At 33.9% G+C, this 23,165-nt stretch carries 25 protein-coding genes and 1 tRNA gene; 8 read left to right on the plus strand and 18 right to left on the minus strand.

What is annotated here, in order from left to right; translation table 11 throughout:
* Nucleotides 1-4: 4 nt before the first annotated feature.
* From nuoF to KYG33_RS18500, 8 genes are all read right to left on the minus strand, one after another.
* Nucleotides 5-1,363, minus strand: a complete 1,359-nt coding sequence (nuoF, locus tag KYG33_RS18465; protein WP_047382176.1) for an NADH-quinone oxidoreductase subunit NuoF — start codon at nt 1,361-1,363, stop codon at nt 5-7.
* A 96-nt stretch (nt 1,364-1,459) separates the two neighbouring features.
* Nucleotides 1,460-1,969 (minus strand): complex I 24 kDa subunit family protein, encoded by a 510-nt coding sequence (nuoE, locus tag KYG33_RS18470; RefSeq protein WP_047377758.1) that lies wholly within the window; start codon nt 1,967-1,969, stop codon nt 1,460-1,462.
* Nucleotides 1,970-2,060: 91 nt separating this feature from the next.
* The gene (gene nuoD, locus KYG33_RS18475; RefSeq protein ID WP_047494369.1) at nt 2,061-3,284 is read right to left on the minus strand and encodes an NADH dehydrogenase (quinone) subunit D; all 1,224 of its coding nucleotides are present in this window, start codon (nt 3,282-3,284) and stop codon (nt 2,061-2,063) included.
* A gap of 68 nt (nt 3,285-3,352) precedes the next feature.
* Nucleotides 3,353-3,847, minus strand: a complete 495-nt coding sequence (locus KYG33_RS18480) for an NADH-quinone oxidoreductase subunit C (RefSeq protein ID WP_077413862.1) — start codon at nt 3,845-3,847, stop codon at nt 3,353-3,355.
* Nucleotides 3,848-3,853: 6 nt separating this feature from the next.
* On the minus strand, nt 3,854-4,414 hold the full coding sequence (locus tag KYG33_RS18485; protein WP_002983540.1) for an NADH-quinone oxidoreductase subunit B: 561 nt from the start codon (nt 4,412-4,414) through the stop codon (nt 3,854-3,856).
* Between the two features lie 101 nt (nt 4,415-4,515).
* The gene (locus tag KYG33_RS18490) at nt 4,516-4,887 is read right to left on the minus strand and encodes an NADH-quinone oxidoreductase subunit A (RefSeq protein WP_047382179.1); all 372 of its coding nucleotides are present in this window, start codon (nt 4,885-4,887) and stop codon (nt 4,516-4,518) included.
* A gap of 252 nt (nt 4,888-5,139) precedes the next feature.
* Complete coding sequence (locus tag KYG33_RS18495; protein WP_167510753.1) at nt 5,140-5,316, minus strand: hypothetical protein; 177 nt, start codon at nt 5,314-5,316, stop codon at nt 5,140-5,142.
* Nucleotides 5,317-5,368: 52 nt separating this feature from the next.
* Entirely contained in the window at nt 5,369-6,499 is a 1,131-nt protein-coding gene (locus KYG33_RS18500; protein ID WP_219072194.1) for a GNAT family N-acetyltransferase, read from the minus strand.
* A 105-nt stretch (nt 6,500-6,604) separates the two neighbouring features.
* Here KYG33_RS18500 and KYG33_RS18505 point away from each other — a divergent pair, with 105 nt between their 5' ends.
* Nucleotides 6,605-7,315, plus strand: a complete 711-nt coding sequence (locus KYG33_RS18505) for a zinc metallopeptidase (protein WP_219072195.1) — start codon at nt 6,605-6,607, stop codon at nt 7,313-7,315.
* On the opposite strand, the gene KYG33_RS18510 is transcribed toward KYG33_RS18505, so the two are convergent.
* The 9 genes from KYG33_RS18510 to rbfA all read right to left on the minus strand — a co-directional run bounded on the left by KYG33_RS18510 (nt 7,312) and on the right by rbfA (nt 15,691).
* On the minus strand, nt 7,312-7,917 hold the full coding sequence (locus KYG33_RS18510) for an IMPACT family protein (RefSeq protein WP_077413865.1): 606 nt from the start codon (nt 7,915-7,917) through the stop codon (nt 7,312-7,314). The genes KYG33_RS18505 and KYG33_RS18510 overlap by 4 nt on opposite strands.
* Nucleotides 7,918-8,036: 119 nt before the next feature.
* Nucleotides 8,037-8,219, minus strand: a complete 183-nt coding sequence (locus tag KYG33_RS18515; protein WP_180565157.1) for a bacteriocin-like protein — start codon at nt 8,217-8,219, stop codon at nt 8,037-8,039.
* 41 nt (nt 8,220-8,260) lie between these two features.
* On the minus strand, nt 8,261-8,425 hold the full coding sequence (locus KYG33_RS18520) for a bacteriocin-like protein (RefSeq protein WP_172625753.1): 165 nt from the start codon (nt 8,423-8,425) through the stop codon (nt 8,261-8,263).
* Nucleotides 8,426-8,486: 61 nt separating this feature from the next.
* Entirely contained in the window at nt 8,487-9,512 is a 1,026-nt protein-coding gene (gene ribD / locus KYG33_RS18525) for a bifunctional diaminohydroxyphosphoribosylaminopyrimidine deaminase/5-amino-6-(5-phosphoribosylamino)uracil reductase RibD (RefSeq protein WP_077413867.1), read from the minus strand.
* Between the two features lie 63 nt (nt 9,513-9,575).
* Complete coding sequence (locus tag KYG33_RS18530) at nt 9,576-11,378, minus strand: DUF349 domain-containing protein (RefSeq protein ID WP_077413868.1); 1,803 nt, start codon at nt 11,376-11,378, stop codon at nt 9,576-9,578.
* A 74-nt stretch (nt 11,379-11,452) separates the two neighbouring features.
* Entirely contained in the window at nt 11,453-12,190 is a 738-nt protein-coding gene (locus KYG33_RS18535) for a shikimate dehydrogenase family protein (protein WP_180565160.1), read from the minus strand.
* Between the two features lie 61 nt (nt 12,191-12,251).
* The gene (locus KYG33_RS18540; RefSeq protein WP_219072196.1) at nt 12,252-14,042 is read right to left on the minus strand and encodes an endonuclease; all 1,791 of its coding nucleotides are present in this window, start codon (nt 14,040-14,042) and stop codon (nt 12,252-12,254) included.
* 80 nt (nt 14,043-14,122) lie between these two features.
* Nucleotides 14,123-15,328: an ABC transporter permease gene (locus KYG33_RS18545; protein WP_077413871.1), complete on the minus strand. Its 1,206-nt coding sequence runs from the start codon at nt 15,326-15,328 to the stop codon at nt 14,123-14,125.
* A 3-nt stretch (nt 15,329-15,331) separates the two neighbouring features.
* The gene (gene rbfA, locus KYG33_RS18550) at nt 15,332-15,691 is read right to left on the minus strand and encodes a 30S ribosome-binding factor RbfA (protein ID WP_077413872.1); all 360 of its coding nucleotides are present in this window, start codon (nt 15,689-15,691) and stop codon (nt 15,332-15,334) included.
* A 93-nt stretch (nt 15,692-15,784) separates the two neighbouring features.
* Between rbfA and mce the strand changes: the two genes are divergently transcribed.
* The 7 genes from mce (at nt 15,785) to KYG33_RS18585 (ending at nt 22,856) form a co-directional block, all read left to right on the plus strand.
* Nucleotides 15,785-16,183 carry a methylmalonyl-CoA epimerase gene (gene mce, locus KYG33_RS18555; protein ID WP_126653567.1) on the plus strand — a complete coding sequence of 133 codons (399 nt, stop codon included), beginning with the start codon at nt 15,785-15,787 and terminating at the stop codon, nt 16,181-16,183.
* A gap of 62 nt (nt 16,184-16,245) precedes the next feature.
* Nucleotides 16,246-16,319 (plus strand) — tRNA-Ile (locus KYG33_RS18560).
* Nucleotides 16,320-16,498: 179 nt separating this feature from the next.
* Nucleotides 16,499-17,722, plus strand: coding sequence for a site-specific integrase (locus KYG33_RS18565; RefSeq protein WP_219072197.1), 1,224 nt, complete (start codon nt 16,499-16,501; stop codon nt 17,720-17,722).
* A 381-nt stretch (nt 17,723-18,103) separates the two neighbouring features.
* Nucleotides 18,104-19,072 (plus strand): SMODS domain-containing nucleotidyltransferase, encoded by a 969-nt coding sequence (locus KYG33_RS18570; protein WP_219072198.1) that lies wholly within the window; start codon nt 18,104-18,106, stop codon nt 19,070-19,072.
* A gap of 37 nt (nt 19,073-19,109) precedes the next feature.
* Nucleotides 19,110-19,481, plus strand: a complete 372-nt coding sequence (locus tag KYG33_RS18575) for a hypothetical protein (protein ID WP_219072199.1) — start codon at nt 19,110-19,112, stop codon at nt 19,479-19,481.
* A complete protein-coding gene (locus KYG33_RS18580) occupies nt 19,474-20,223 on the plus strand; it encodes a hypothetical protein (protein WP_219072200.1) in 750 nt (249 codons plus the stop codon). The genes KYG33_RS18575 and KYG33_RS18580 overlap by 8 nt, the downstream gene beginning before the upstream one ends.
* A 47-nt stretch (nt 20,224-20,270) precedes the next feature.
* Nucleotides 20,271-22,856, plus strand: a complete 2,586-nt coding sequence (locus tag KYG33_RS18585; RefSeq protein WP_219072201.1) for a P-loop NTPase fold protein — start codon at nt 20,271-20,273, stop codon at nt 22,854-22,856.
* Nucleotides 22,857-23,006: 150 nt separating this feature from the next.
* Here the strand turns inward: KYG33_RS18585 and KYG33_RS22635 are convergent, their stop codons facing one another.
* Nucleotides 23,007-23,126 (minus strand): hypothetical protein, encoded by a 120-nt coding sequence (locus tag KYG33_RS22635; protein ID WP_219072202.1) that lies wholly within the window; start codon nt 23,124-23,126, stop codon nt 23,007-23,009.
* Between the last annotated feature and the right edge of the window lie 39 nt (nt 23,127-23,165).

A 23,165-nucleotide genomic window follows, 5' to 3' on the forward strand; every position in this document is an offset into this window, starting at 1 on the left:
TTACCTATGCATTCTTTTCAACAGCCGGAATAGGATCTGCATAATGTGCTAATCCATAATTTTGTGTCTGAGACAATTCTGGGTTTTTCACATGCCACTCAAATTCATCTCTGAAATGACGGATTGCTGCTGCAACCGGCCAAGCTGCTGCATCACCCAATGGACAAATCGTGTTTCCTTCGATTTTTCTCTGGATATCCCAAAGCAGATCGATATCCTCCATCTTTCCTTCTCCTTTCTCGATTTTCTTTAAAATCTTGTACATCCATCCCGTTCCTTCACGGCAAGGAGTACATTGTCCGCAGCTTTCGTGATTGTAGAATCTTGCCAAAGTCATAGTATGATCTACAATACACTGGTCTTCATCCAATACGATGAAACCTCCTGAACCCATCATTGTTCCGGTAGCGAAACCACCATCTGCCAATGATTCATAGTTCATATATCTTGGCTCTCCATTCACTGTTCTCAGCAACAAATTAGCAGGAACGATAGGAACAGAACTTCCTCCGGGAATACAAGCCTTTAATTTTTTTCCGTCTTTAATACCGCCGCAATATTCATCAGAATAGATGAATTCTTCTACGGTAATAGTCATATCGATTTCGTATACCCCCGGTTTGTTGATGTTTCCACAAGCAGAAATTAATTTCGTACCTGTAGATCTTCCCACTCCGATTTTAGCATACTCAGCACCTGTTATATCAATGATTGGAACAATTGCTGCAATAGATTCAACGTTATTTACTACTGTTGGTCTTTCCCAAAGTCCTTTTACAGCCGGGAATGGCGGTTTTAATCTTGGGTTACCTCTTTTTCCTTCAAGGGATTCAAGCAATGCAGTTTCTTCACCACAGATGTATGCTCCACCACCTCTCTGAACATAAATTTCACAATCGAAACCTGTTCCCAGGATGTTTTTACCTAAAAATCCTGCTGCTTTGGCTTCTTCAATAGCTTCTTCAAGGATATCAGGAATCCATGAATATTCTCCACGGATGTAGATATAAGAAACATTAGAACCTAAACAGTAAGAAGAAATTAGCATTCCCTCGATCAATAAATGAGGAAGGAACTCCATCAGATATCTGTCCTTGAATGTTCCAGGCTCAGATTCATCTGCATTGACAACAAGGTGTCTTGGAACACCTTCAGGCTTCGCCAAAAAGCTCCATTTCATCCCAGTTGGGAATCCTGCTCCACCACGACCTCTTAATCCTGAAGCTTTTACTTCTTCAAGAATTTCGTCAGGAGTCATTTTCAAGGCTTTTTCAGCTGCTGTATAACCTCCCTGTTTACGGTACGTTTCAAAGTAGCGAATACCTTCTATATGTGCGTCTTTAAGTAAAAGTTTTTTACTCATTGTTTATTATGCTTTTAGCTATTGGTTTGTGGCCGTTAGCTTTTTATAATTATTTTAAAAATTAACTGATTTTAAATCCGGGATTCAAAATCTTTATTAGTCTAAAGCAAGTTGTCCCTGTCTGCAAAGTTCAAGGATTTCGTCTACTTTCTCTATTGTTAAATTTTCATGAAAGAATTTTCCTAACTGCAGCATTGGTGCATATCCGCATGCTCCAAGACATTCAGCAGGCTTTAATGTAAACATGCCGTCTTCAGTAGTTTCTCCATCCTTAATATTCAGTTTTGTTCTGATATGGTCAAGGATTTTTTCACTTCCACAAACCATACAAGGCCCTGTTCTGCAAACTTCCAAAACATATTTACCTACCGGCTTCATATTAAACATGGTATAGAAAGTAGCCACCTCATATACTTCAATCGGCTGGATACTTAATAGTTCGGCAACATAATCCATCACAGGAACATCTAACCATCCTCCGAATTCTTTCTGTGCTAAGTGAAGTACAGGAAGAAGAGCTGATTTTTGTCTTCCTTCAGGATATCTTGCGATAATTTTATGTACCTGTGCTAAACTTTCCGGTTTAAAAGCTATTGTTTCGCTCATTTTTGAAATTTTAGATTTTAGATTTTAAATTCTAAATGAATAACGGTCTAAAATCAATTTATAATTTATAATTCAAAATTTATAATTCCAGTTATGCGTCTAATTCTCCCGCAATAATATTCATACTACACATCGTTACAATGGCATCTGAAATTACAGAACCTGTAATCATTTCAGGATATGCCTGATAGTAGATGAAACATGGTCTTCTGAAGTGAAGTCTGTAAGGGCTTCTTCCTCCATCACTTACAAGATAAAATCCTAATTCTCCGTTTCCACCTTCTACAGCGTGGTAAACTTCTCCTTTCGGTACATCAGTTTCTCCCATTACAATTTTAAAATGGTAGATCAATGCTTCCATTTTCTGATATACATCTGCCTTTTCAGGAAGATAGAAGTCAGGAACATCCGCGTGGAATGGTCCTTCCGGAAGATTTTCGTATGCTTGTTTGATGATTTTTAATGATTCCCAGATTTCCTGTTGACGAACCATGAAACGGTCGTAAGTATCTCCTGAAGTTCCTACAGGAATAATAAAGTCGAAATCTTCATAGGAAGAATAAGGCTGTGCAACTCTTACATCATAATCTACTCCTGCTGCACGTAAATTTGGACCTGTGAAACCATAGCTTAATGCTCTTTCGGCAGAAATAGCTCCTGTACCGATGGTTCTGTCCATAAAAATTCTGTTTCTTTCTAATAAAGTACCGAATTCTTTGAATCTTGCCGGGAAAGTCTTTAAGAAATCCTGTAATAACTCATGAAACTTAGGCGTGAAATCTCTTTCAAAACCTCCGATTCTTCCCATATTGGTTGTCATCCTTGCTCCGCAGATCTGCTCATACATATCATAAATACGTTCTCTTTCGATGAACATATAAGTAAGACCTGTAATGGCTCCTGAGTCCATTCCGGTTACTCCGTTACAGATCAGGTGGTCACCGATTCTTGCTAATTCCATTAAGATAACACGCATATAGTCTACACGTTTTGGAACTTCAACGCCAATCAGTTTCTCTACTGTCATGTGCCAACCTAAGTTGTTGATGGGTGCAGAACAGTAATTCATACGGTCAGTAAGGGTAGTGATCTGAGAGTAGTTTCTTCTTTCAGAAATTTTCTCAAATGCTCTGTGGATGTATCCTACCGTTTGCTCAGCGTGAAGAATTCTCTCCCCGTCCATCGTTAAGATATTCTGGAAAATCCCGTGAGTAGCAGGGTGGGTAGGTCCTAAATTGAGGGTATACAATTGTCCGTCAATCTGTTCCTTACTTTCGTACTGGTTTAGTATATTAGATAATGAGTTATCTTTCATAATATATAATTGATAATTGATAAAGGATAATTGATAATGAATCAACCATCAGTAATCATTTATATTTTTTATCTTCCGAACATATTATCGTCCTTATCGGTTCTCGTACCGTCTTCAAGGCGATATTCTTTCAACATTGGGTGGTATCCAAGATCTTCCATATTCAAAATAGGTCTAAGATCCGGGTGTCCTTTAAACTTAATCCCATAGAAATCATACGTTTCTCTTTCCATCCAGTTAGCTCCGGCATAGAGCTCAGTAAGAGAATCTACTTCGATATTTTCTCTGGACATGAATATTTTCAGACGTAATCTGAAATTGGCCATCATATTATGCAAATGGTATACAACGCCTATTTCCTTTTCAGGGAATTCAGGGTAATGAATACCACAGATATCCGTAAGGAAATTAAATTCCAAAGACGAATCTTTAAGGTAGTGAATGATTTTCTTACTATCTTCTTTCTTCACCTCAATCGTCAGCATTCCGTAAGGTTCTGAGCTTGAAATGACAGATTCCGGAAATTCTCTTGTGATTGCTTCTAATACAAATTCGTTCGTCATTTCCGTTTAGTTGCTTATGTTGTAAGAATCTAATAATTTCTGATATTCAGGCATATCTCTTCTTCTGATGCTTTCACTTTCTGCAAGAGCCTGTACCTGCATTACTCCTTCAATGATCTGTTCAGGTCTTGGAGGGCATCCAGGAACATAAACATCCACCGGAATAATCTTATCGATCCCCTGAAGTACAGAATATGTATCAAAAATACCACCGCTGGAAGCACAAGCTCCAACTGCTACTACCCATTTCGGCTCTGCCATCTGGGTATAAACTTCTTTCAGGACTGGTCCTAATTTCTTTGATATAGTTCCACAAACCATCAGCATATCTGCTTGTCTTGGAGAGAAAGAGTTTCTTTCCATACCAAATCTTGACGCATCATACGTTGGGTTTAGGGTAGCCATAAACTCAATACCGCAACAAGAGGTAGCAAAAGGTAACGGCCAAAGTGAAAACTTTCTTGCCATCCCGATTACACTGCTCAGTTTTGTTGCGAAAAACCCTTCTCCTTCATATCCTTCGGGAGCAGGTGCATCTGTTCTTATTACTGGTTTTTTATCTGACATTTTTAGTAAATATTTAAAGATTAAAATATTTAAAGATTAAAAAATAAGACCTTCACAATCTTTAAATTACTTAAATAAATTCAATCTTTTAATGTTAAAATTTATTTATCCCAATCCAGCGCACCGCGTTTCCAAACATAGAAAAACGCTACGAAGAATATCGCAACGAACGTAAGTACAGCAAGGAATCCCTCCATGCCGAATTCTCTAAAGTTTACTGCGTAAGGATAAAAGAATACGATTTCAATATCGAATAGTACGAACAATACCGCGGTCAGGAAGTACTTGATAGAAAACGGTGTTCTAGCATTTCCTTCTGCAGGAACTCCACATTCCCAGCTTTGGTTTTTTACAGAGTTTCCTTTTTTCTGCTGTGGTCCCAAGAAATGTGCCCCAAGCAAAGAAACAGCTACAAATCCTACTGCTACACCAGCCTGGATAAGGATTGGAATATAACTTTCAGGTAAATTCATTTTTGCATTATTATCTCAATTTGCAAATTTAGCGAATAAACAAGAAAGCATGAAATTTATCAGCTTAAATGTCGGATGAAAATGAGTTAAATCGGTAATTTAGAATCAATAAAAATTAGCTTTTGGTGATTGTTTTCTTAATGTGTTTTTCCCCTTTTTTTGTAGCAGCTCCCCAAAAATATAGCTCATCCTACGTATTGGATATATTTTAACTGAATGAAATGCAGATTTAATAAAAATTGGCTTTATATTTTATTTCTTCATTTTTCTTAGAACAGAATATGCCATAAAAGAGATGTATCCAAAAAGAATACTGGCAAAAAGGATATTGATGACGGTATTCGTCCTATCATCCTGCGATTGAAAAAAGAAGTTATAACTGATAAATCCGGCAATTAAAATAGCGAAAATGATAAGTTGTGGTTTCATAAAGTTCAAAGTTTAGAGTTTAAAGTACTTTTTACATTCTATAAATACAGTATCATTTATTCACTTCCATTGAATAGGTTCTTCTTCTCTTATGATTTACCGGATTATAATCCTGCCATAGGAGCTGCACACTTTTATTTTCTTCAAGTTCAGGATTAGTTTCTGCGAAATTGATTCCCATACTGGTAAATCGTACAAAAATTTCTTTGAAGATAATTGCCGTTACGCCACGTCTTTGATATTCAGGGTGAATCCCGATAAGGTAAAAATTGGCTCTGTCATTCTTTTTGCCTGCTTGTAGGAAATGCCACCATCCGAAAGGAAATAATTTTCCTTTTGACTTTTGTAAAGCTTTAGAATAAGAAGGCATCGTAATTGCGAAAGAAACCAGCTGCTGATTTTCATCCACTACGCAGATCACATAATTTTTATCAATGAACGGGAAATATTTCTCTTTGTATGTTTTGATCTGTTCCTCAGAAATTGGAGTATAAGTAGAAAGATGCTTATAAGTTTCATCCAGCAGCTTAAACATAGGTTCTACATACGGGAGGATTTCTTCCTTTGATTTGAATTTAAGAACGCTGAGTTTGTATTTCTGAGCAATCAGTCCACTGAATTTTTCTACTTTTTCAGGAAGTATTTTCGGGAAATTCATCTCATATTCTACCCATTCTTTTTCTTTGGTTAATCCAAGATTTTCAAGATGTTTAGGGTAATAGGCATGATTGTAAATTCCAATCATTGTTGCCAGTTTATCAAATCCCATTGTCAGCATACCGGCTTTGTCAAGATTGGTGAATCCCATAGGCCCTTCAATCTTATTGATGTTATGTTCTTTGGCATAATCAATGGCAGTCTGAATCAATGCTTTAGAAACCTCAATGTCATCGATGAAATCTATCCAGCCAAAGCGTACTTTTTTGATGTCTAATTCTTTTTCCTCCTTGTGGTTTATAATTACTGCGATTCTTCCCACTACTTTACTGTCTTTTACGGCCAGAAATTGCTTGGATTCGGAATAGAGGAATGCCGGATTTTCATTTGCATCCCATATTTTTATTTCGTCTTTGATAAAGGATGGAACATAGTACGGATTATTTTTGTACAGATCCATCGGAAATTTTACGAATTGCTTTAGTTGACCGGCTGTTTTTACTTCAATAATTGAAACCTTAGACATAACTTTTGATGGTAATTTAAGGACAAATATAAATAATAATATCTTATACTTTGGCACAGTTTTTACATCATTATGGATAAAAATTAAACACAAAATCTATATAAAATGGCGGGTTATTATATCATTATTGGTATTTCAATGTTGGTGAGCTGGTGGGTTTCTTCCAGGTTGAAATCAAAATTTGAATATTATTCCAATGTGCACCTTCGAAACGGCCTTTCGGGGAAAGAAGTAGCGGAAAAAATGTTGAGGGATAACGGGATCAATGATGTTCAGGTAATATCTGTTCCCGGGCAGTTGACGGACCACTATAATCCGGCAGATAAAACAGTGAACCTTTCTGAAGGGGTTTACATGCAGAGAAACGCAGCCGCAGCCGCAGTAGCAGCGCATGAATGCGGACACGCAGTACAGCATGCCGTAGGATACTCTATGTTGAATTTACGTTCAAAACTGGTTCCTATTGTTAATATAAGTTCCAATCTGATGCAATTTGTCATTATAGCGGGTATCGCGGTAATGGCAGCATCAAGAACGATGGAAAATCCCAATGGAAATACAACAGTTCTTGCCATTGGAGTTGCTATGTTTGCTGTGACAACACTTTTTGCTTTTGTAACACTTCCTGTGGAGTATGATGCAAGTAACAGAGCTATGAAATGGCTTAAAGATACAGGAACTGTAACTGCAGAGGAATTTGTAGGAGTGCAGGACAGCCTGAAATGGGCAGCAAGAACTTATGTGGTAGCAGCCTTAGGATCTCTGGCACAACTTCTTTACTGGGGATCATTACTTCTTGGTGGAAGAAGGGATTAATCATTAAATTCAAATGAAACATATTGCATCTCGGAGAGTTTTTCCGAGATGTTTTCTTTTTGTGCAAGCTTCAGTGAGGCAGTAAGAATACAGTTTTCGTTGGCATCAAAATTCAAAACCTTGGCATCAAATTTTGAAAGCAGAGTGAATATTGTATTCTGCTGATTAAAATTAAACTGAATCTCTATTTCCGTTTCCAGTTCACGGGTAATGATTTTAGCTTCTTCCAATGTAATCTTTGCAGATTCCTTATAAGCTTTTACCAATCCCGAAACCCCTAGTTTGGTTCCTCCATAATAACGGACTACAATTACGAGAATATTGGTGACCTCATTTGCCAGCAGCTGATTGTAAATAGGTAATCCGGCACTTCCGGAAGGCTCGCCATCATCATTGGCACGGTAGTTCTCACCATTTAATCCCATTCTGAAAGCATAACAGTGGTGAGTAGCTTTCGGATGTTCTTCCCTTATTTTTTCCAGCGCATTCTTTAATTCCTTTTCATTGGTTACCGGGAACGCAAATCCTATAAACTTGCTTCCTTTTTCCTTTAAAAGAGTATTTTCTATGGGTTTTTCTATGGTTTTGTATTCAAACGTCATTGTGTATTCCGGCTTTAATTATGCAAAAATATTAAATGCTTTAGTATTCTGCATCATGATCATAAATTAAGCCGTCAGAATTTGACGGCTTATATATTTTTGAATGTAAAATTATACTGTTACATCACATCTCCACAAAGGTCCATTGGAATCAGACACATATAGCTTGTTGGACCGCAAAAATCCTGAGGGCATTTGTCTCTGCATCTTGTAGGTTGTCCATTAGGGAGTATACATGTTACAAAAACCCCTCCTTTAATGGTTTTCATACTGGCTCTGGATACTTTTTTCAGGTTATTCATTATAATAGTTTTGTTGGATTAATTGATATAATTTAACAATATTAGCATTGGAATGTTCCATCTGCCCAAGGCGGTGGGCAGCTCATACTTGAAGGCGTTGCACAGCAATGCTGTAATGAAGGCGGATAGAATGAACAGCATTCAGGAGCGTTTCCTCCGTTTACTTTCTTTAAACTCTGTCTTGAAACTTTCTTTAAATTTTTCATAGTAATTTTTTTGTGTAACTAATGTAAAGAAATTATTTCATTCGATGGTGATAAAGTGCTTTTATTTTAGTCTGAAGAAAGAAACTGTATTGTCTCTGAAATTTTCAATTGCAGTGGGTGTATGATTGAATTCAGGTGCTTTTGTCCCGTTTTCAAGGTTCAGATTTTCATTTTTGATGACAATGGCTTCGTCCCAAAGACCAGCATTGATGAACTGCTGTAGCGTAAAACGGCCCCCTTCTATAATCACAGACTGTATCTGTTCTTTATACAATGCTTCCATAAGTTCAGGCAGGAAATTATTCCTGTTGATTTTAATAAATTGAATAGATCCTTCGGTGTCTTCTTTTACTGAATTTAAAACCAATGTCCTTGCTTCATTATTATAAATGTTGAAATTGGACGGAACTTTTAAATCAAAATCGATCAGAATTCTTACCGGGTTTGTTCCTTCCACATTCCTTACAGTAAGACTTGGGTTGTCATTTAAGGCAGTTTGGGTGCCTACCAGAATAGCATGTTCGTCAGCTCTTAACTGATGAACAAACTGATTCACCAAGGTGTTGGAAACAGCTGTTGGTTTAAAGTCTTTATCCAAAAAGCCATCACCGGATTCTGCCCATTTTAGGATAATGTAAGGTCTTTTCTTTTCATGGTAAGTGAAAAACCTTTTATTAAGTTCAATACATTCTTGTTCAAGAATTCCTGAAACGGCTTCAATTCCAGCATCCAGGATAATTTTCTTTCCTTTACCATTGACTTTATCATGAGAATCCATCGCACCAATAACCACTTTTTTAAATCCTAATTCTTTAATCTTTAAAGCACAAGGTGGAGTTTTTCCGTAGTGTGCACAGGGCTCCAGGGATACATAGATGGTAGATTCCGCAATAAGATCTTTATTTTTAACAGAGTTGATGGCGTTGATCTCAGCATGGTTTTCTCCAGCTTTATGATGGTAGCCTTCACCAATGATCTCTCCGTTGTGTACGATTACACTTCCTACAAGAGGGTTGGGATAGGTGTTGCCAAGAGCTTTCTGAGCCAGCTCAATACATCTTTTGATATACAGTTCGTCGTTGTTCATATTTATAAAAAGAAAAAGCGAAGACAAATTGCTTTGCTCCGCCTTTATTTATTTTGTTATCTGTTAATCTCCGCTGATGATGCTGTGGAGATTCTGCTTTAATGTTTCCAGATGAGCTTTTTTCTCATCAATGGTGTTGTAAGTATCTCTTAAAAGAGGATTTTCCCTTGATGGTTTGTTGAAGAAAGAAAGGTTGTTTTCCAGTTTTACAATTTCACCTTCAAGATCAGAAATCTGGTTTTTGATCTTTCTTGCTTTGTCAGTAAGCTGGTTTTCAGATAGACCTTCTTCTTTCAGTTCAAGTTCGTTGATTTTGTTTATTTTCAATTTCTCTCTTAATGTCTTGTTGAATTCAGAGTTGATTGAAATTTTATCTCTCGGAACTTTACCGATGTTGTTCCATGATGTTTTGATCTGCTCAATTTTTTCGATACTGCCTTCTTCATTGGAAACCAATTTCAATTCATCAAGAAGCACTTTTTTGTTTTTATAATTTTCTTTCCAGTTGTCGGTGGAAGTATTGCTTTTCTCTCTGTAGTTATTGAAGAACGCATTACATGCATCACGGAATTCATCCCAGATTTTGTTGGTCATGCTCTTTGGAACGTGGCCTACTTTTTTCCAGTCTTCCTGTAGTTTTTTGAATAATGGAACTGAAATATCCCATTCTTCATTGTTCATATTGTCCTGTGCCGTCTGGATCAGTTTTAATTTCTCTTCAAGATTCGCTTGCTGTGAACCTTTCAACGATTTGTAATAGTTATTTTTCGTTGTATTAAAACCTCTCAGCGTTGTTTTGAAATCATTCCAGTTTTGATTGGATAATTTTCTTGGAACGCTTCCGGTTTTTAAGAATTCAGAACGCAGATCTTCAACTCTTTTGATGGCATTTTGCCAGTAGTTGTGATTAGGAGTTTCTGATGGCTCAGACAGTTTCTTGATTTCAGCGATGATTTCGTTTTTCTTTTCAAGATTTACGGTCTGTTCCTTTTCAATAGAAGCAGAAAGCTCAGATTTTCTCTCATGAATTTTGTTGGAAATTTCTTTGAATTCTTCCCATGTTTTTTCACGGAATTCCTCTGCAACAGGCTCAGCTTCTTCCTTCCAAAGCTTATGAAGATACTGAAGTTCATTTAAAGCCTTTTGGATCACCGGTTCATTTTCCAGCTCTTTGGCACGGGCAATAATATGTTCTCTCTTTTCCAGATTGTGGCTGTATTCCTGCTCCAGAAATTCTTTATTCAGATCCAGCATCTGATAAAATTGGTTCAGGTGGTGGAAGTAGTTGTTGTTAAGAATTTTGAATTCAGATTTTGCAACCTGTCCGGCTTTTGACCATTCTTCTTTAATTTCACGGATGGATTTAAAAAGATTGATTCCCGGTTCAGAACTGGTATATAGATTTTTAAGTCTTTCGATAATGCTTTGACGGTGTTCAAGGTTTTTCTTCTGCTCTTCTTCCTGTCCTTTCTGGAAGCTGTCATGTTTTTCCCTGAAAATATTAACCAATGCAGAATATTTATTCTGAGAAGGATGTTCATAGCTGAAATTTTCAGCAGGATTTCCGGCTTCTACATATTCGTGCTTTTTATCTTCCACTTCATCATGGATATAGTGACTTGCTTTTTCTCTCAACAGGTTGAATCTTTTGAAATTCTCACCGGCGTTGGGAGTGTTGATGATTTTTTCCATTTCCTTTAAAGCATCAGTAAGGGAAATTTCTACCTCTTCATGTTCTTCCAGGTGCTCTGCATCCTCTTCATGTCGGTTTGCATCATGAGAAACTGTGTTTTCTGATGTTTCCTGAGATACTTCGTTAGGATTGTTCTTTTCTTCGTTTTCAGAAAGATTGTTTTCTGTAGTCATAGCAAATCTTTTATGTGAGTGGCGTTTATATCCTTTAAATATAGCTTTAAGGCCAATTAAAGCACTAATTTATGTTATTTTTTTTGAAAATTCCAAATTTCCCAAGCTTTTTCTGCTTGCTGTTCAAGCATATAATATCCATTCACTGTCTTTGCTCCTTTTTCAGAGGCATTGATGATGAATTGAGTGTAGTTGGGATTGTAAATCAGATCGATGATCAGGTGTTCAGAAGAAAGCCCGTCAAAAGGAAAATTCAGGCAGTCTGTAACGTTCGGGAAAGTGCCTACCGGGGTACACTGAATGATTATTTTGTGTTCCGCAACGGTTTCTTTATCAAGGTTTTCAAAATTGATTTCCGTCCTTCTGGAAATAGTTACAGAAGGAATATTTTGTTTATCTAAAGCATATTTTACAGCTTTTGCAGCACCGCCGTTTCCTAAGATCAGTGCTTTGTCCTGTGAAGGGGTTTTGTGTAAAAGAAGAGTTTTTTCAAATCCGTAAGCATCCGTATTATAACCTGTTTTTTTGCCATCCTGGATAAGAACGCAGTTTACGGCACCTATTTTCTCCGCTTCATCGCTTAATTCATCAAGATAATCAATGATTTTTTCTTTGTAGGGAATGGTAACATTGAATCCTAAAAGGTCCGGAGAAGCAAAAAGGTTTTCCACTTCATTGATTTCGTTCAGATCAAAAATATCATAGGAGAAGTTCTTTAGCATGAGCTTTTGGAACTTATTTTCGAAGAATTTTTTAGAAAAAGAATAGGAAATATTTTTTCCTATCAATCCTAATTTTTTATTGGAATCCATATATCAAAAATAAAAAAAAGACCGGATAAATCCGGCCTTGGTTTGAAATATTTTTTAAGAATTAATCTACGATAAATTTAGTAGAGAAATTATCTGTTTTCAGGATGTAAGTTCCTTTTACAACACCTTTAAGGTTAATTTTATTTGAATGTTTGAAAGGATTAACGATTGTTTCAATTAATTTTCCGGAAAGGTCATAGATATCGGCTTTTGAAATTTTGCTAAGATTTTCTCCTTTTACAAATAATTCATTGTTTTTTACCGGGTTAGGGTAGATAGTGAATTCTGATTTGCTTTTTTGAGTTTCAGCAGTTCCTAATGTACCGAAACATGCCCAGCTAAGGTCATCCAGAGCAACTCTGTTGGAAGTAGAAGAATTGGTCAGCTTAATGACAACGTTTCCGCTTACGTTGATATTGTTAATGGTAGTTGTAGTGACAACGGTACTGTAAGGAATAGTTCCTACATTAACATCGTTTACAAAAACATTGAAATATCCTGCACTTCCTGAGAATTTTAACTGTGTTGTTAAAGTTAAATTCTGGATTCCGCTTGAAAGTGTTGAACTTGTTAAAGAACCATTTCTGATGGTAATGGCTTTATTATTAATGGTCTGGTCAACTCTTGCGTCTGTAGCAGTCCATGAAATTCCGTTGTTCGTCCAGTTGGCTGTCAGATAAGTATTCGCTGCACCAGTGATCATTTCAAAATCTTCTGTTCCACAGCTTCCACCTCCTGCAGGCGTGTCAAGAGTAGTTTCTATAGCTGTTGTACTTTGTGGAGATGAGTTTCCGAAAGCATCTTTAGCAATTACATAGAAAGTATATTGAGTAAGTGGAGCTAATCCTGATACGACAGTAGATGTTGTTGTACCGGAAACATTAGCTTTTAATGCACCGTTAGCGTAAACCTGATAAGAAGTTACTCCTACATTATCTGTAGCGGCTGTCCAGCTTACAGCAATAGAGTTTGAAGTTGGATTGTTGGCAACAACGTTAGTTGCTGCTGTAGGTGCTTGGTTATCAATTACCGGAGATCCCCAGATTTGAGTAACATATTCAGGGTGATCAATGAAAGGGTTTCTGTTTCCCTGATAAGTATAAGAAGCATTGTTTCTTGCAATTTCTTCCGCAGATACAGGATCCATTGCATTCCATGCTAAATATTGATTCAATGCCCAAGGCTGTAGTCCCGGGAATGCCGTGTTTCCAAGCATATCACCGGTAGTGAAATTAGAAAGTTTGTCTTCGTATCTTGTCACAAAATAAAGGAACATTCTGGCAATATCTCCTTTGAAAGCATCAATAGGCTCAAATACAGTACCTGAGTATCCTGGTGATACGGATGTACCTAGTTTTGATCCGTTTTTAGAGATGAAAGAAGTAGCACCAACAACTCCGAAAGGGTAGTTGGATCTCATTCCGTTTACTTTTCCATCGGTAGCACGGATAAAATGAATATCAGCGACCATAGGAGAAGCACTGTTGAATAAACTCTGAGGTATTACGTGCTCTCTGTTGTAGCAGTCACCTTCATTAGCATAGCCGTTAGATCCGCATTGATTGGTTCCCAGGATGAAATTATACTGATCCGGTCCATTTGGATTTTCAGAATAAATATCCAGAATAGTTCCGTCATTTTCATAAAAATAATCACGGTCTGTAGTGGCATAGCCTGTCCATAAACCGCCATATCCATGATCAACATGTCCATTGGTGATAATATTTTTAAGAGCTGTTTTAAGAGCTGCACCTGTTAATCCTGCTGGTTGATTATAATATCCTGCGGGAGCTTGTGCAAAACCGCCGATAAATGTTATACTTAACAGTAAAAAAGATAAAATTCGTTTCATTTATTTAAAATTGGGGCGTAAAGGTACAAAAAAATGAAACCGAAGTATATTAACTTAATGTAATATATAAACTTAGTAGATTAGTTTTTAGTAATATATTCTTTGCTGATTTTTGAGAAAAACCATGAAATAGTGATTCCGAACAAGGAAGCTGTAAGGGCTACAATAAGATAATTTTTTCCTACAATTTTTACCGGGAACGGCAGAACTTCATTAGCTCGGAAGAATCCTGTGTAAAGCTGGAAGTAGCAAAGTGCTGTTCCAAGAATCAATCCGGTAATCACCCCCGAAACAACAATCAGGAGACCGGTGTAGAAATAGGTTAATCTCAAATGGCTTAAAGGAAAGCCTAGAGAAATAAGTGATTTTGCCTGTTCTTTTTTATCAAGCTGAAGGATAATGATTGCTCCGGCAAGATTAAAGGTGGTAATGAAGATAACCAGGGCAAAAATCAGGTAGATAAAAAGTTTTTCGGTGTTGATCATTTTCCAGAAAGCAGCATTTTCTTCTTCCTTGGTTTTGATCTCAATATTTTTGCCGAGAGAAGAAAGCAGGCTTTGTTTTACAGCATCTGCATTTTCCGGATTTTTTAGTTTAATGACAATCTGGTATGCTGACTTTTTGGGAAGGTTAAGTAACTCTTCCGCAAGCTCAATAGGAGAGATAATATAATTGTCCAGCTGATCTTTTCCAGGGAAAACACCGGTTACTGAAATATCTCTTTTATTATAGATGTCTTCTTCTTTATTGATAATCCCTGTTCCCGGTTTGGGCATAAAGACTGTCGCATAATGGTTGGAAGAATCCACAGGAATTGAAAGTCTGTTATCCAGACTGTTTTCCATTAATACTTCATTGGAATATTTGAAGCTCGGATAAGTTCCGTAGAAAACATCTTTATTGATCGGGTTTACTTTGACGTAAGCAGAATCAACGCCTCTTAAATAAGCAATATCTCCTTTTCCGTTGAAGCTGATGTATACTTTTTCTTCAATAACACGGGAGAAGCTGCTCACTTCTTTATGGGTGCCTAATACTTTATTGACGGTATCCAGATTCTTAATAGTTTTTCCGGAAACGCTTTTTAAAGTAAGGTCAGCATGAAGATTGGAAATAAGGTCTTTATTCAGATCCTCAAGACCTGAAAAAACAGAAATAATGACGAACATTGCAGTCACAGCAACCGTCATGGCACCCACGGACAGCCACGTAATAAACGTAACCGCGGTACTGCCTTTTTTAGCTAAAAGGTATCTGGATGCTATGTAAAATGCAATATTCTTCAAGATTTATAAAACAGGATTGTCGCCTTCACCTCTTAATTCTCTTTCCAGTTTTTCAACATCATCCAGAGCGGTGTCAAGATAGAAGTTAAGCTGGGGAATGATACGTACCTGTTTTGACATTTTCTGTCCGATGAAGTTTCTGTATTGAGCTTTGTTTTCTTCAATCTCCTTCATCACAGCGGTACGGAATTCCTGTGGGAAAATGCTTAAATAAATCTTAGCAATTCCTAAGTCAGCAGTTACTTTTACATCTGAAACAGATACTAAAATACTCTGTTTGCTTTCTGAAGCCTGTTTGCGGAAAAGCTCTGCGAAGTCTTCCTGAATAATCTGTGCTACTTTTCTTTGTCTGTTACTTTCCATAATTTCTGCAAATTTAGTACTTTTGTTTGAATTGATACTTTGAAATTCAACTGGAGTATCAAATTTACGATTTAATTATATTTATTAGTATTTATGAAGCTAGAACATATTGGTATTGCCGTAAAGTCTTTAGGAGTTTCTGATGAGCTTTTTGCCAAATTATTGGGAAAAGAATCCTATAAAAAAGAATCCGTAGAAAGGGAAGGGGTTGTAACTTCTTTCTATGAAACAGGAGAAAGTAAAATTGAGCTGTTGGAAGCCAGTAATCCTGAAAGTCCGATCTCAAAATTTATCGATAAAAAGGGCGAAGGCATCCATCATCTGGCATTTGGGGTTGAAAATATTCTGGAAGAAGTGAAAAGACTGAAAAAAGAAGGATTTCAGTTTATCTCCGAAGAACCCAAAGAAGGTGCTGATAATAAATTAGTTGTCTTCCTGCATCCAAAGTCTACAAACGGCGTACTGGTAGAACTTTGCCAAGAAAAGCAATAAAAAATTTTGTAGTGAAAGAAATTTTACTATTTTTGCAAACACAAAATTTAACCAAGTTTTGAGGTCCTATAGCTCAGTTGGTTAGAGCACCTGACTCATAATCAGGTGGTCCCTGGTTCGAGCCCAGGTGGGACCACGTAGACTGAAAACAGTTAAAAATAACTAAACACAGTTAAACAGTAAATCCTTGTATTCATAAGTAATACAAGGATTTTTTTGTATATTTACTTTCAAGATTGTTCAATTATATTCATGAAATAGTGTCCTCTTTAGTGTCCCCAATGCAAATTAAAGTGTCCCCTAAACGTAAATACTATGAAAATTAACTTTTATCTAAAAGAACCGAACTCAATAAAAGATTCATTAGTTCTGGTTACAATCAGCCTAAATGGAAAAAGACCGAAATTTTCCACAACTTTAAAAATCACTCCTAAATACTGGAATAAAAACAACCAGAGAATTAAAACAAATGCCCCGAATGCATTAAATTTTAATAAAATGCTGAATACAATCCAAGCTAAGATACTGGATTTGTACACAAGAAATTTTTTAGAAAATGATAAATCTATAACAACTAAATTTTTTGATGAGGTTAGCACTTATCTAAATGGAAAATTTGAAAACTCTGAAACTGATTTGACAGTTGATAAAGCATTTGAGAAGTTTTTAGAAATACAAAAGTCTAAACTTAAAGAAGGTACACTTAAAGCATATACAACACTTAGAAATCATTTAAAATCCTATTCGGTTACTATTAGTAAAAAAGACCTATTATTTGATGATTTAGATATTAAGTTTTTTGATGGTTTTATGAATTATTTACAAATGACTTGTAAGCAAAAAACTAATACAAGGTCAAAGCAAATTAAAAATATTAAAGCTTTTCTAAAATTTATGTTTAATAGGAATTACCATACCAATAAAATTTTTGAAACATTGGAGAGAGAACATGAAAAAGGACAATTTGTAGATTTTATTGAGTCTGATTTTGAAAAAGTATTTAACCTTGACCTTAGCAATGATAGTCACTTAGACATTACTCGTAGGTTGTTTTGCATTAGTTGCCTCACAGGATTGAGGCACTCGGATGTTTTAAATATAAACTATAGAAACATAAAGGAGGGTAAATACCATTTCAAAAATACCAAAAAGAATAGACCTGACATAATTGCCATGTCAAGTAAGGCAGTTTCCTACATAAAAGAATTTAATGACCTTTACGGTGTAGGTAAGGGATATACCAATCAAACGAGCAATAATCATCTAACAAAAATCCTTATAAAAGCTGAGGTAAACAATGAATTTCTTATCAATGAGAAAGACTATAAAGGAGAAATAATTGCAATTACGAAACCTTTGTACGAATGGATTACCTTTCATTATGGCAGAAGATACTTTATTATTGGATGTCTTAACAAAGGTCTGCAACCCCTTGAAATCATGCAAATAACGGGGCATGAGGATTTTGGTGTTTTTCAAAATTATGTAAAGTTTGCTGATAATGATTCTGTTGAAAAACTAAACAAAGCTTGGGATTAATGTTTTGTTGACATTCAGGTTAAAAGCTTTTCTTAGATTTAAGAAAGGCTTTTTTGTTGCAGTGAAAAAATAAGTTCAAAAATTTAAAAAATAGGTTCAAATTCCTAGCACATTATAAAAGGTCTAAATTTTAACGGGGGTATATCAAAAATTAAAAAAGAAGGGAGGGGATATTATCCATATTGGTAGTTGTACGATATATAAAATTGGGTCTTCACATTCTGAAAAGAAACAAGGTATTCAAAAATAATTTTATGAAATCTAAAAATTCTATTAAAATAGATTTTTTGGCAGTCTATATTTTTTATTAACCCTGACTTTTTGTCACTTGATTGTGAAGGGTATGTTAATTGACTATCAATTTAGTATAAATCATAAAACATGGCAACACTTTTACAATCTATTCAAACATTACTTCAAAACATTACTGTAACGGACAGGCAAGAAGAAAACATATCTTCATCAGTAAATAACATTACATCAACACTTGAGAAGGATGATGCTCTTTTCCTAAAAGAATCTTTTTTAAATGGTTCGTATGAAAGAGATACTATTGTCAGACCTTTGCATGATATTGATATTTTTGCTGTTTTAAATGAGGAGGATTGGACTGAGGATAATGGAGATTTACCAAAGCCACAGTCCGTATTGTCTAAAATCAAAAATTATCTTGACAAACAGCATGATTACAAAGGAAAAGTTAAGCAAGATAGACCTTGTGTTACTGTTGAACTAAGTGATAAGTCTTTTGATATTTTACCTGCTTTTGAATTTGGTACGGGTTATCGAATACCAGATTATGACTTATTGTCATGGACATTATCTTATCCAAAAACTTTAACGGATAGTTTAAATGATGCTAACAAAAATTATAGTTATAAGTTAAAGAGCATTATTAAGATAATTAAGTACTGGAATCGATTAAATGATAAAATTATACCGTCATATCATGTAGAAGAAGTTGCAATTAAGATTTTGAATTTCACAACATTTGAAAATTATGAAAATTCAATAAGAACATGGTTTAATGAGGCACATCATCATATTGAAGATAGTAAATTTAAGTCATATCGGGAATATGAAAAATTTATCAACAAACTCGACAAAACAAAAAATAAGTTAAATGAGGCATTTGGTTTTTTAGAAAATAATAAGGAAGCAGATGCTAAAAGAGTTTGGAAAGAGGTTTTTGGAAAAGAATTTCCAATTGTTGATGAAGAAGAAGCAAAGGCATTTTCTAAATCTTTGAGTGAAGGTAGCTTAAAAATTGCAGGTTCTGGTTTATTATCGACTACCTCAGGAGCGTCATCTATTTCAGCATCTAAAGGTTATTTTGGAGATGTACTTTAAAAGGCAAAAGTACAATTCAGATGTACAGATAAGAGCAATGAAACAGAAATACCCACAGTTTACATATAAAAAAGAGGGTGATAGTATCGTTTTTGAAGGTAACTTACAGGTAAAACCAGAGTTTCCTGTTTACACTATTTCTATTTTATATAGAGGAAGCCTTCCACCAATTGTAAAGATTATAAATCCTCAATTAGTTGAAAAACCTCCACATGTTTATAGGAGTGCAGACAATAAATTATGCTTATACCATCCAAAAAATTTCAAATGGATAAAAGAAAAATTCATTGCAAAAGAGATTGTGGAATGGACAGCTGGCTGGCTTTATTTCTATGAGGTATGGTTAGAAACAGGTATATGGTATGGACCAGAAGCTCACGAAGATATTGAAAAATTAGATTATGAATAGAATAGTTCCTCACAAAGTAAATTATGATACAACAGGCTTAATAACAAAAATTCAATTTTGGTTAATGATATTAGGTACAATTGCATCTTTAGTTACAATAGTACCTAATCTACCTGATTATGTTAAAGAGTTAGTGGATATAGTTATTTGTATTATTTCAATTATATATTTTGTTTTAGAAATAATCTTCAATAAGCTTTTTATCAAAGCTGAGCAATCTCGTATAGATGATTATATAGATAATGGTCTTAATTCTCAACTCTCCGAAGAGAATTCAGAGAATTATTATACTAATGAAGAAATAGAAAAAGGTATTTATAAATTAGGTGTCAATGGATATGAAAATGCTTTTTTTTCAAAAAACGTTGTAGAAGTAATGATAAAAAAGCAAATACCAATATTTACAGGAGTACTTCTGATATATCTTATTTCTATTTTTTTTATAGAAAAAGAATTATTAACAAAAATATTTCAGTTAATATTACCTATTTATATTGTTAAGGACTTTTTAAAACTTTGCTCGTTTAGTTCAAGATTACAAAGTATTTTAGATTTTTATAAAAAAATATTTACAACTATAAAACTTGAAGATAGAGACCCTTTAATAATTAATAATATAATTTCTTATGAAAAATTAATATCTTCTTATAGTATGCAGCTAGATTCTAAAATTTTTCATAAATTAAATGATGGTTCATCTCAAAAATGGAGTGATTTAAAAAAAAGGTATAAGATTGAATAAAAAGTGAAAAATATTTACGAAAAAATTAAACTTTATATAAGTTGATTATGAAATATTTAGATAAGGTTTTGAAATTTATTTCAAATTTCAAATTAATTTTAATAGTTCTGGGAGTATATTTTTCATTAGAAAAAATTATAATTCCTATATATAAAAAAGTCTTAATAGAAACTTTTCTTTCAAAATTCACAACCTCCCCAGTAAATGATTTGATAATTATTTTCTTGGTGTTTTTTTTAATTTTATGGACTATAAGTAAGATTAATAAAGGGTTTTACATTAGAAATACAACAATTGTTCATATAGTTTTAGTATTATTTTTTTATTCTTATATAAGAATTGTTTTTAATGATAAATTACTTTCTTTTTATTTATCTTCCCAAATCAAATATTCAGATATTTTATTTTTTGTTTTAATCTCCCCAATTTTAATTAAAGGTTATTTTATTTATAAAAATTGGAAGAAACCGACGAATGAAGAAAGCGATATTACATTTTACAGTGATAATCCCTTAACCCATTCATCTCAAGATGTCTTAAGAAGAAAGGAAGTAGTCTTAAAGGCAGTTCGATTTATTAAAGGAAATCATTCGGATAATTCAATTGCAATCGGTATTGTTGGTAGATGGGGAGAGGGAAAAACAACTTTCATGAGCTTTATGGAAGAATCCTTTATTAATGATGAAAAGTTTATTATAGTACATTTTAAAAGTTGGTTAAATATTAGCTTAAGTTCTATTATTAGTGATTTTTTTAATACAGTAGAAAAAGAAATCAAACCATACAGTATCGATGTTGCAAAAGAGATGAAAAAATATGGTAAATCGGTATTGTCAATACATAAAAATTCAACTACAGAATTTATTTTGAATTCTCTTAATGTAATTTCTGACCAAAATATTTCTGAAAATTTTAAAAACGTTGATAATTTATTGGAAAAACTTGATAAAAAAGTTATTATTTTCTTTGATGATTTAGATAGATTACAACCCAATGAAGTTTTTGAAGTATTAAAACTGATAAGAAATACTGCTTCATTTAAAACATTTAATTACGTTGTAGGTTACGACAAAGAATATATAATTAGAGCATTAGAAAAAAATAATATTCCAAAGCCAGAAAGTTATTGCGAAAAAATATTTTTAAGTGAGTTTCATCTACTTCCTGTAACAAAAAATCAAATTATTTCTTATCTGAAAGAAAATCTAAAGAAATATTTTAATGAAGAAACAAATGAATTGGAAAATGTTTTTGACAGTTATGAGATGTTTTCGAAATATTTTGTTGGAAATGTTTTTAGTTCAATCAAAACTCTAAGAGAAGCTAAAAGATTTTTGAATGACTTCTCAATAAGCGTAAATTCTATAAAAGACGAAATAGATATTAGCAACTTTCTAATAATTAAACTAATGAAATTTTCTTATTATGAAGTTTATTTTCAAATATTTGCAAACAAGAATAAATACATTGGTTCATCAGATAGTAATACAAGATTTGGAGGTGGAATTAGACAAATAGGTTTAAGAAAAGATGATAAAAATACAACACAAGATTTTAAAGAATCTATCTTATTTCAAGATTTAAAAAGTTTTAACATATATAGTGAAGAGCAATTAGATGATATTCGTGCATTATTTCAGGTTTTATTTTTAGAATCATTACAGAAGCCTTTATCGTTTGGATTTAATAATAACTATTTTAAATATTTCAGAGATGAATTAGGAGAATCGGAAATACCAGATAAAGAATATAGAAACGTTATAAAATCATCTTGGGGAAATATAATTATCCATCTAAAGAAATGGGAGGAAAATGGTCAACTGTTTGGAATTTTAGCTCGTTTGTATCATACTGATACTTTAGATTTTAGTAATGGAAGAGAATATGAAAACTATATTAAGATGCTATTCCTATTGGAAAATATGACTTCTGAAAGAGAAGATTTAAAATATTTTCACATAGACTATGATTACATATTTGCTTGTTTATTTAATCATACTACTGCTATTTGCCAAAAGTTTTATGAAAACAAAAAAGAGGATTTCACAGATTTTATAAAGAATCTATTATATAGTGCAGAATTTCCCTATACTTTTGAAATGAGATTTTGCAAATATATTTTTACAAGAATTTATGAGCCTGCTAATTTTGATATTTTATCTAAAGAGGATTTAAAAGAATTTATTATCTATTCATTTGGTGAAATAGTTAAGACATTTAGTTACGAAAATAATATGATATTTGATGCTTTCTGGAGAAGTGTAATTAAAGAGCATCAGCCAGACGAAAATCAAAGCAATATGTGGCATAATGTAGAAGTTGTCTTACCTGAAGTTAAAGAACTCTTTAAAATTGCTATACAACGATTTCCAGATGAATTTTTAGTTGACATGGTAGAAAAAGAACGAGGATGGTCAGATGAAAGATATACTAGGAAAAAAAATAGAATCAGTGATTTTGTTCTAAAGATATTTGACAGCTATGATGATTTTATAGAATTCACAAGAAATAATATTGATAGCCAGACAAGTAGATTTAAGGATGAGTTTTTAGATTTCTCACAAAATACTCTTCCAAACAACGAATTTATTAATTATGAATTTACATATGAACCAGTAAAATCATCTTTATGACTAACTTATTACGATAAATAAATTCTGAACACATAAAATTTAATACGACATATTTTGTCGTTTCATCCTTCCTATATTTGGATAAAATAAATTGATATGGAAAAGAATTTAAAAGTCTTGATTTATTGAAATATCAAAGAAATCTCTAAGCTAAATTTTTAAAGCTATACAAAATACAATAGCAGTCTTAAAGGTAATATTGGTTCTGCCATTTCCAATTTTGGAAATAGCGGTTTTCTCCAAAACACATAGTAAAGCCAAATCAGTCAAAGAATAGCCTTTGGATTCTCTGATGCCCTTATCATTTAT

Origin of the sequence: Chryseobacterium sp. D764 (genome assembly GCF_019317325.1) — a bacterium.
In the GTDB taxonomy this organism is placed as follows: domain Bacteria; phylum Bacteroidota; class Bacteroidia; order Flavobacteriales; family Weeksellaceae; genus Chryseobacterium.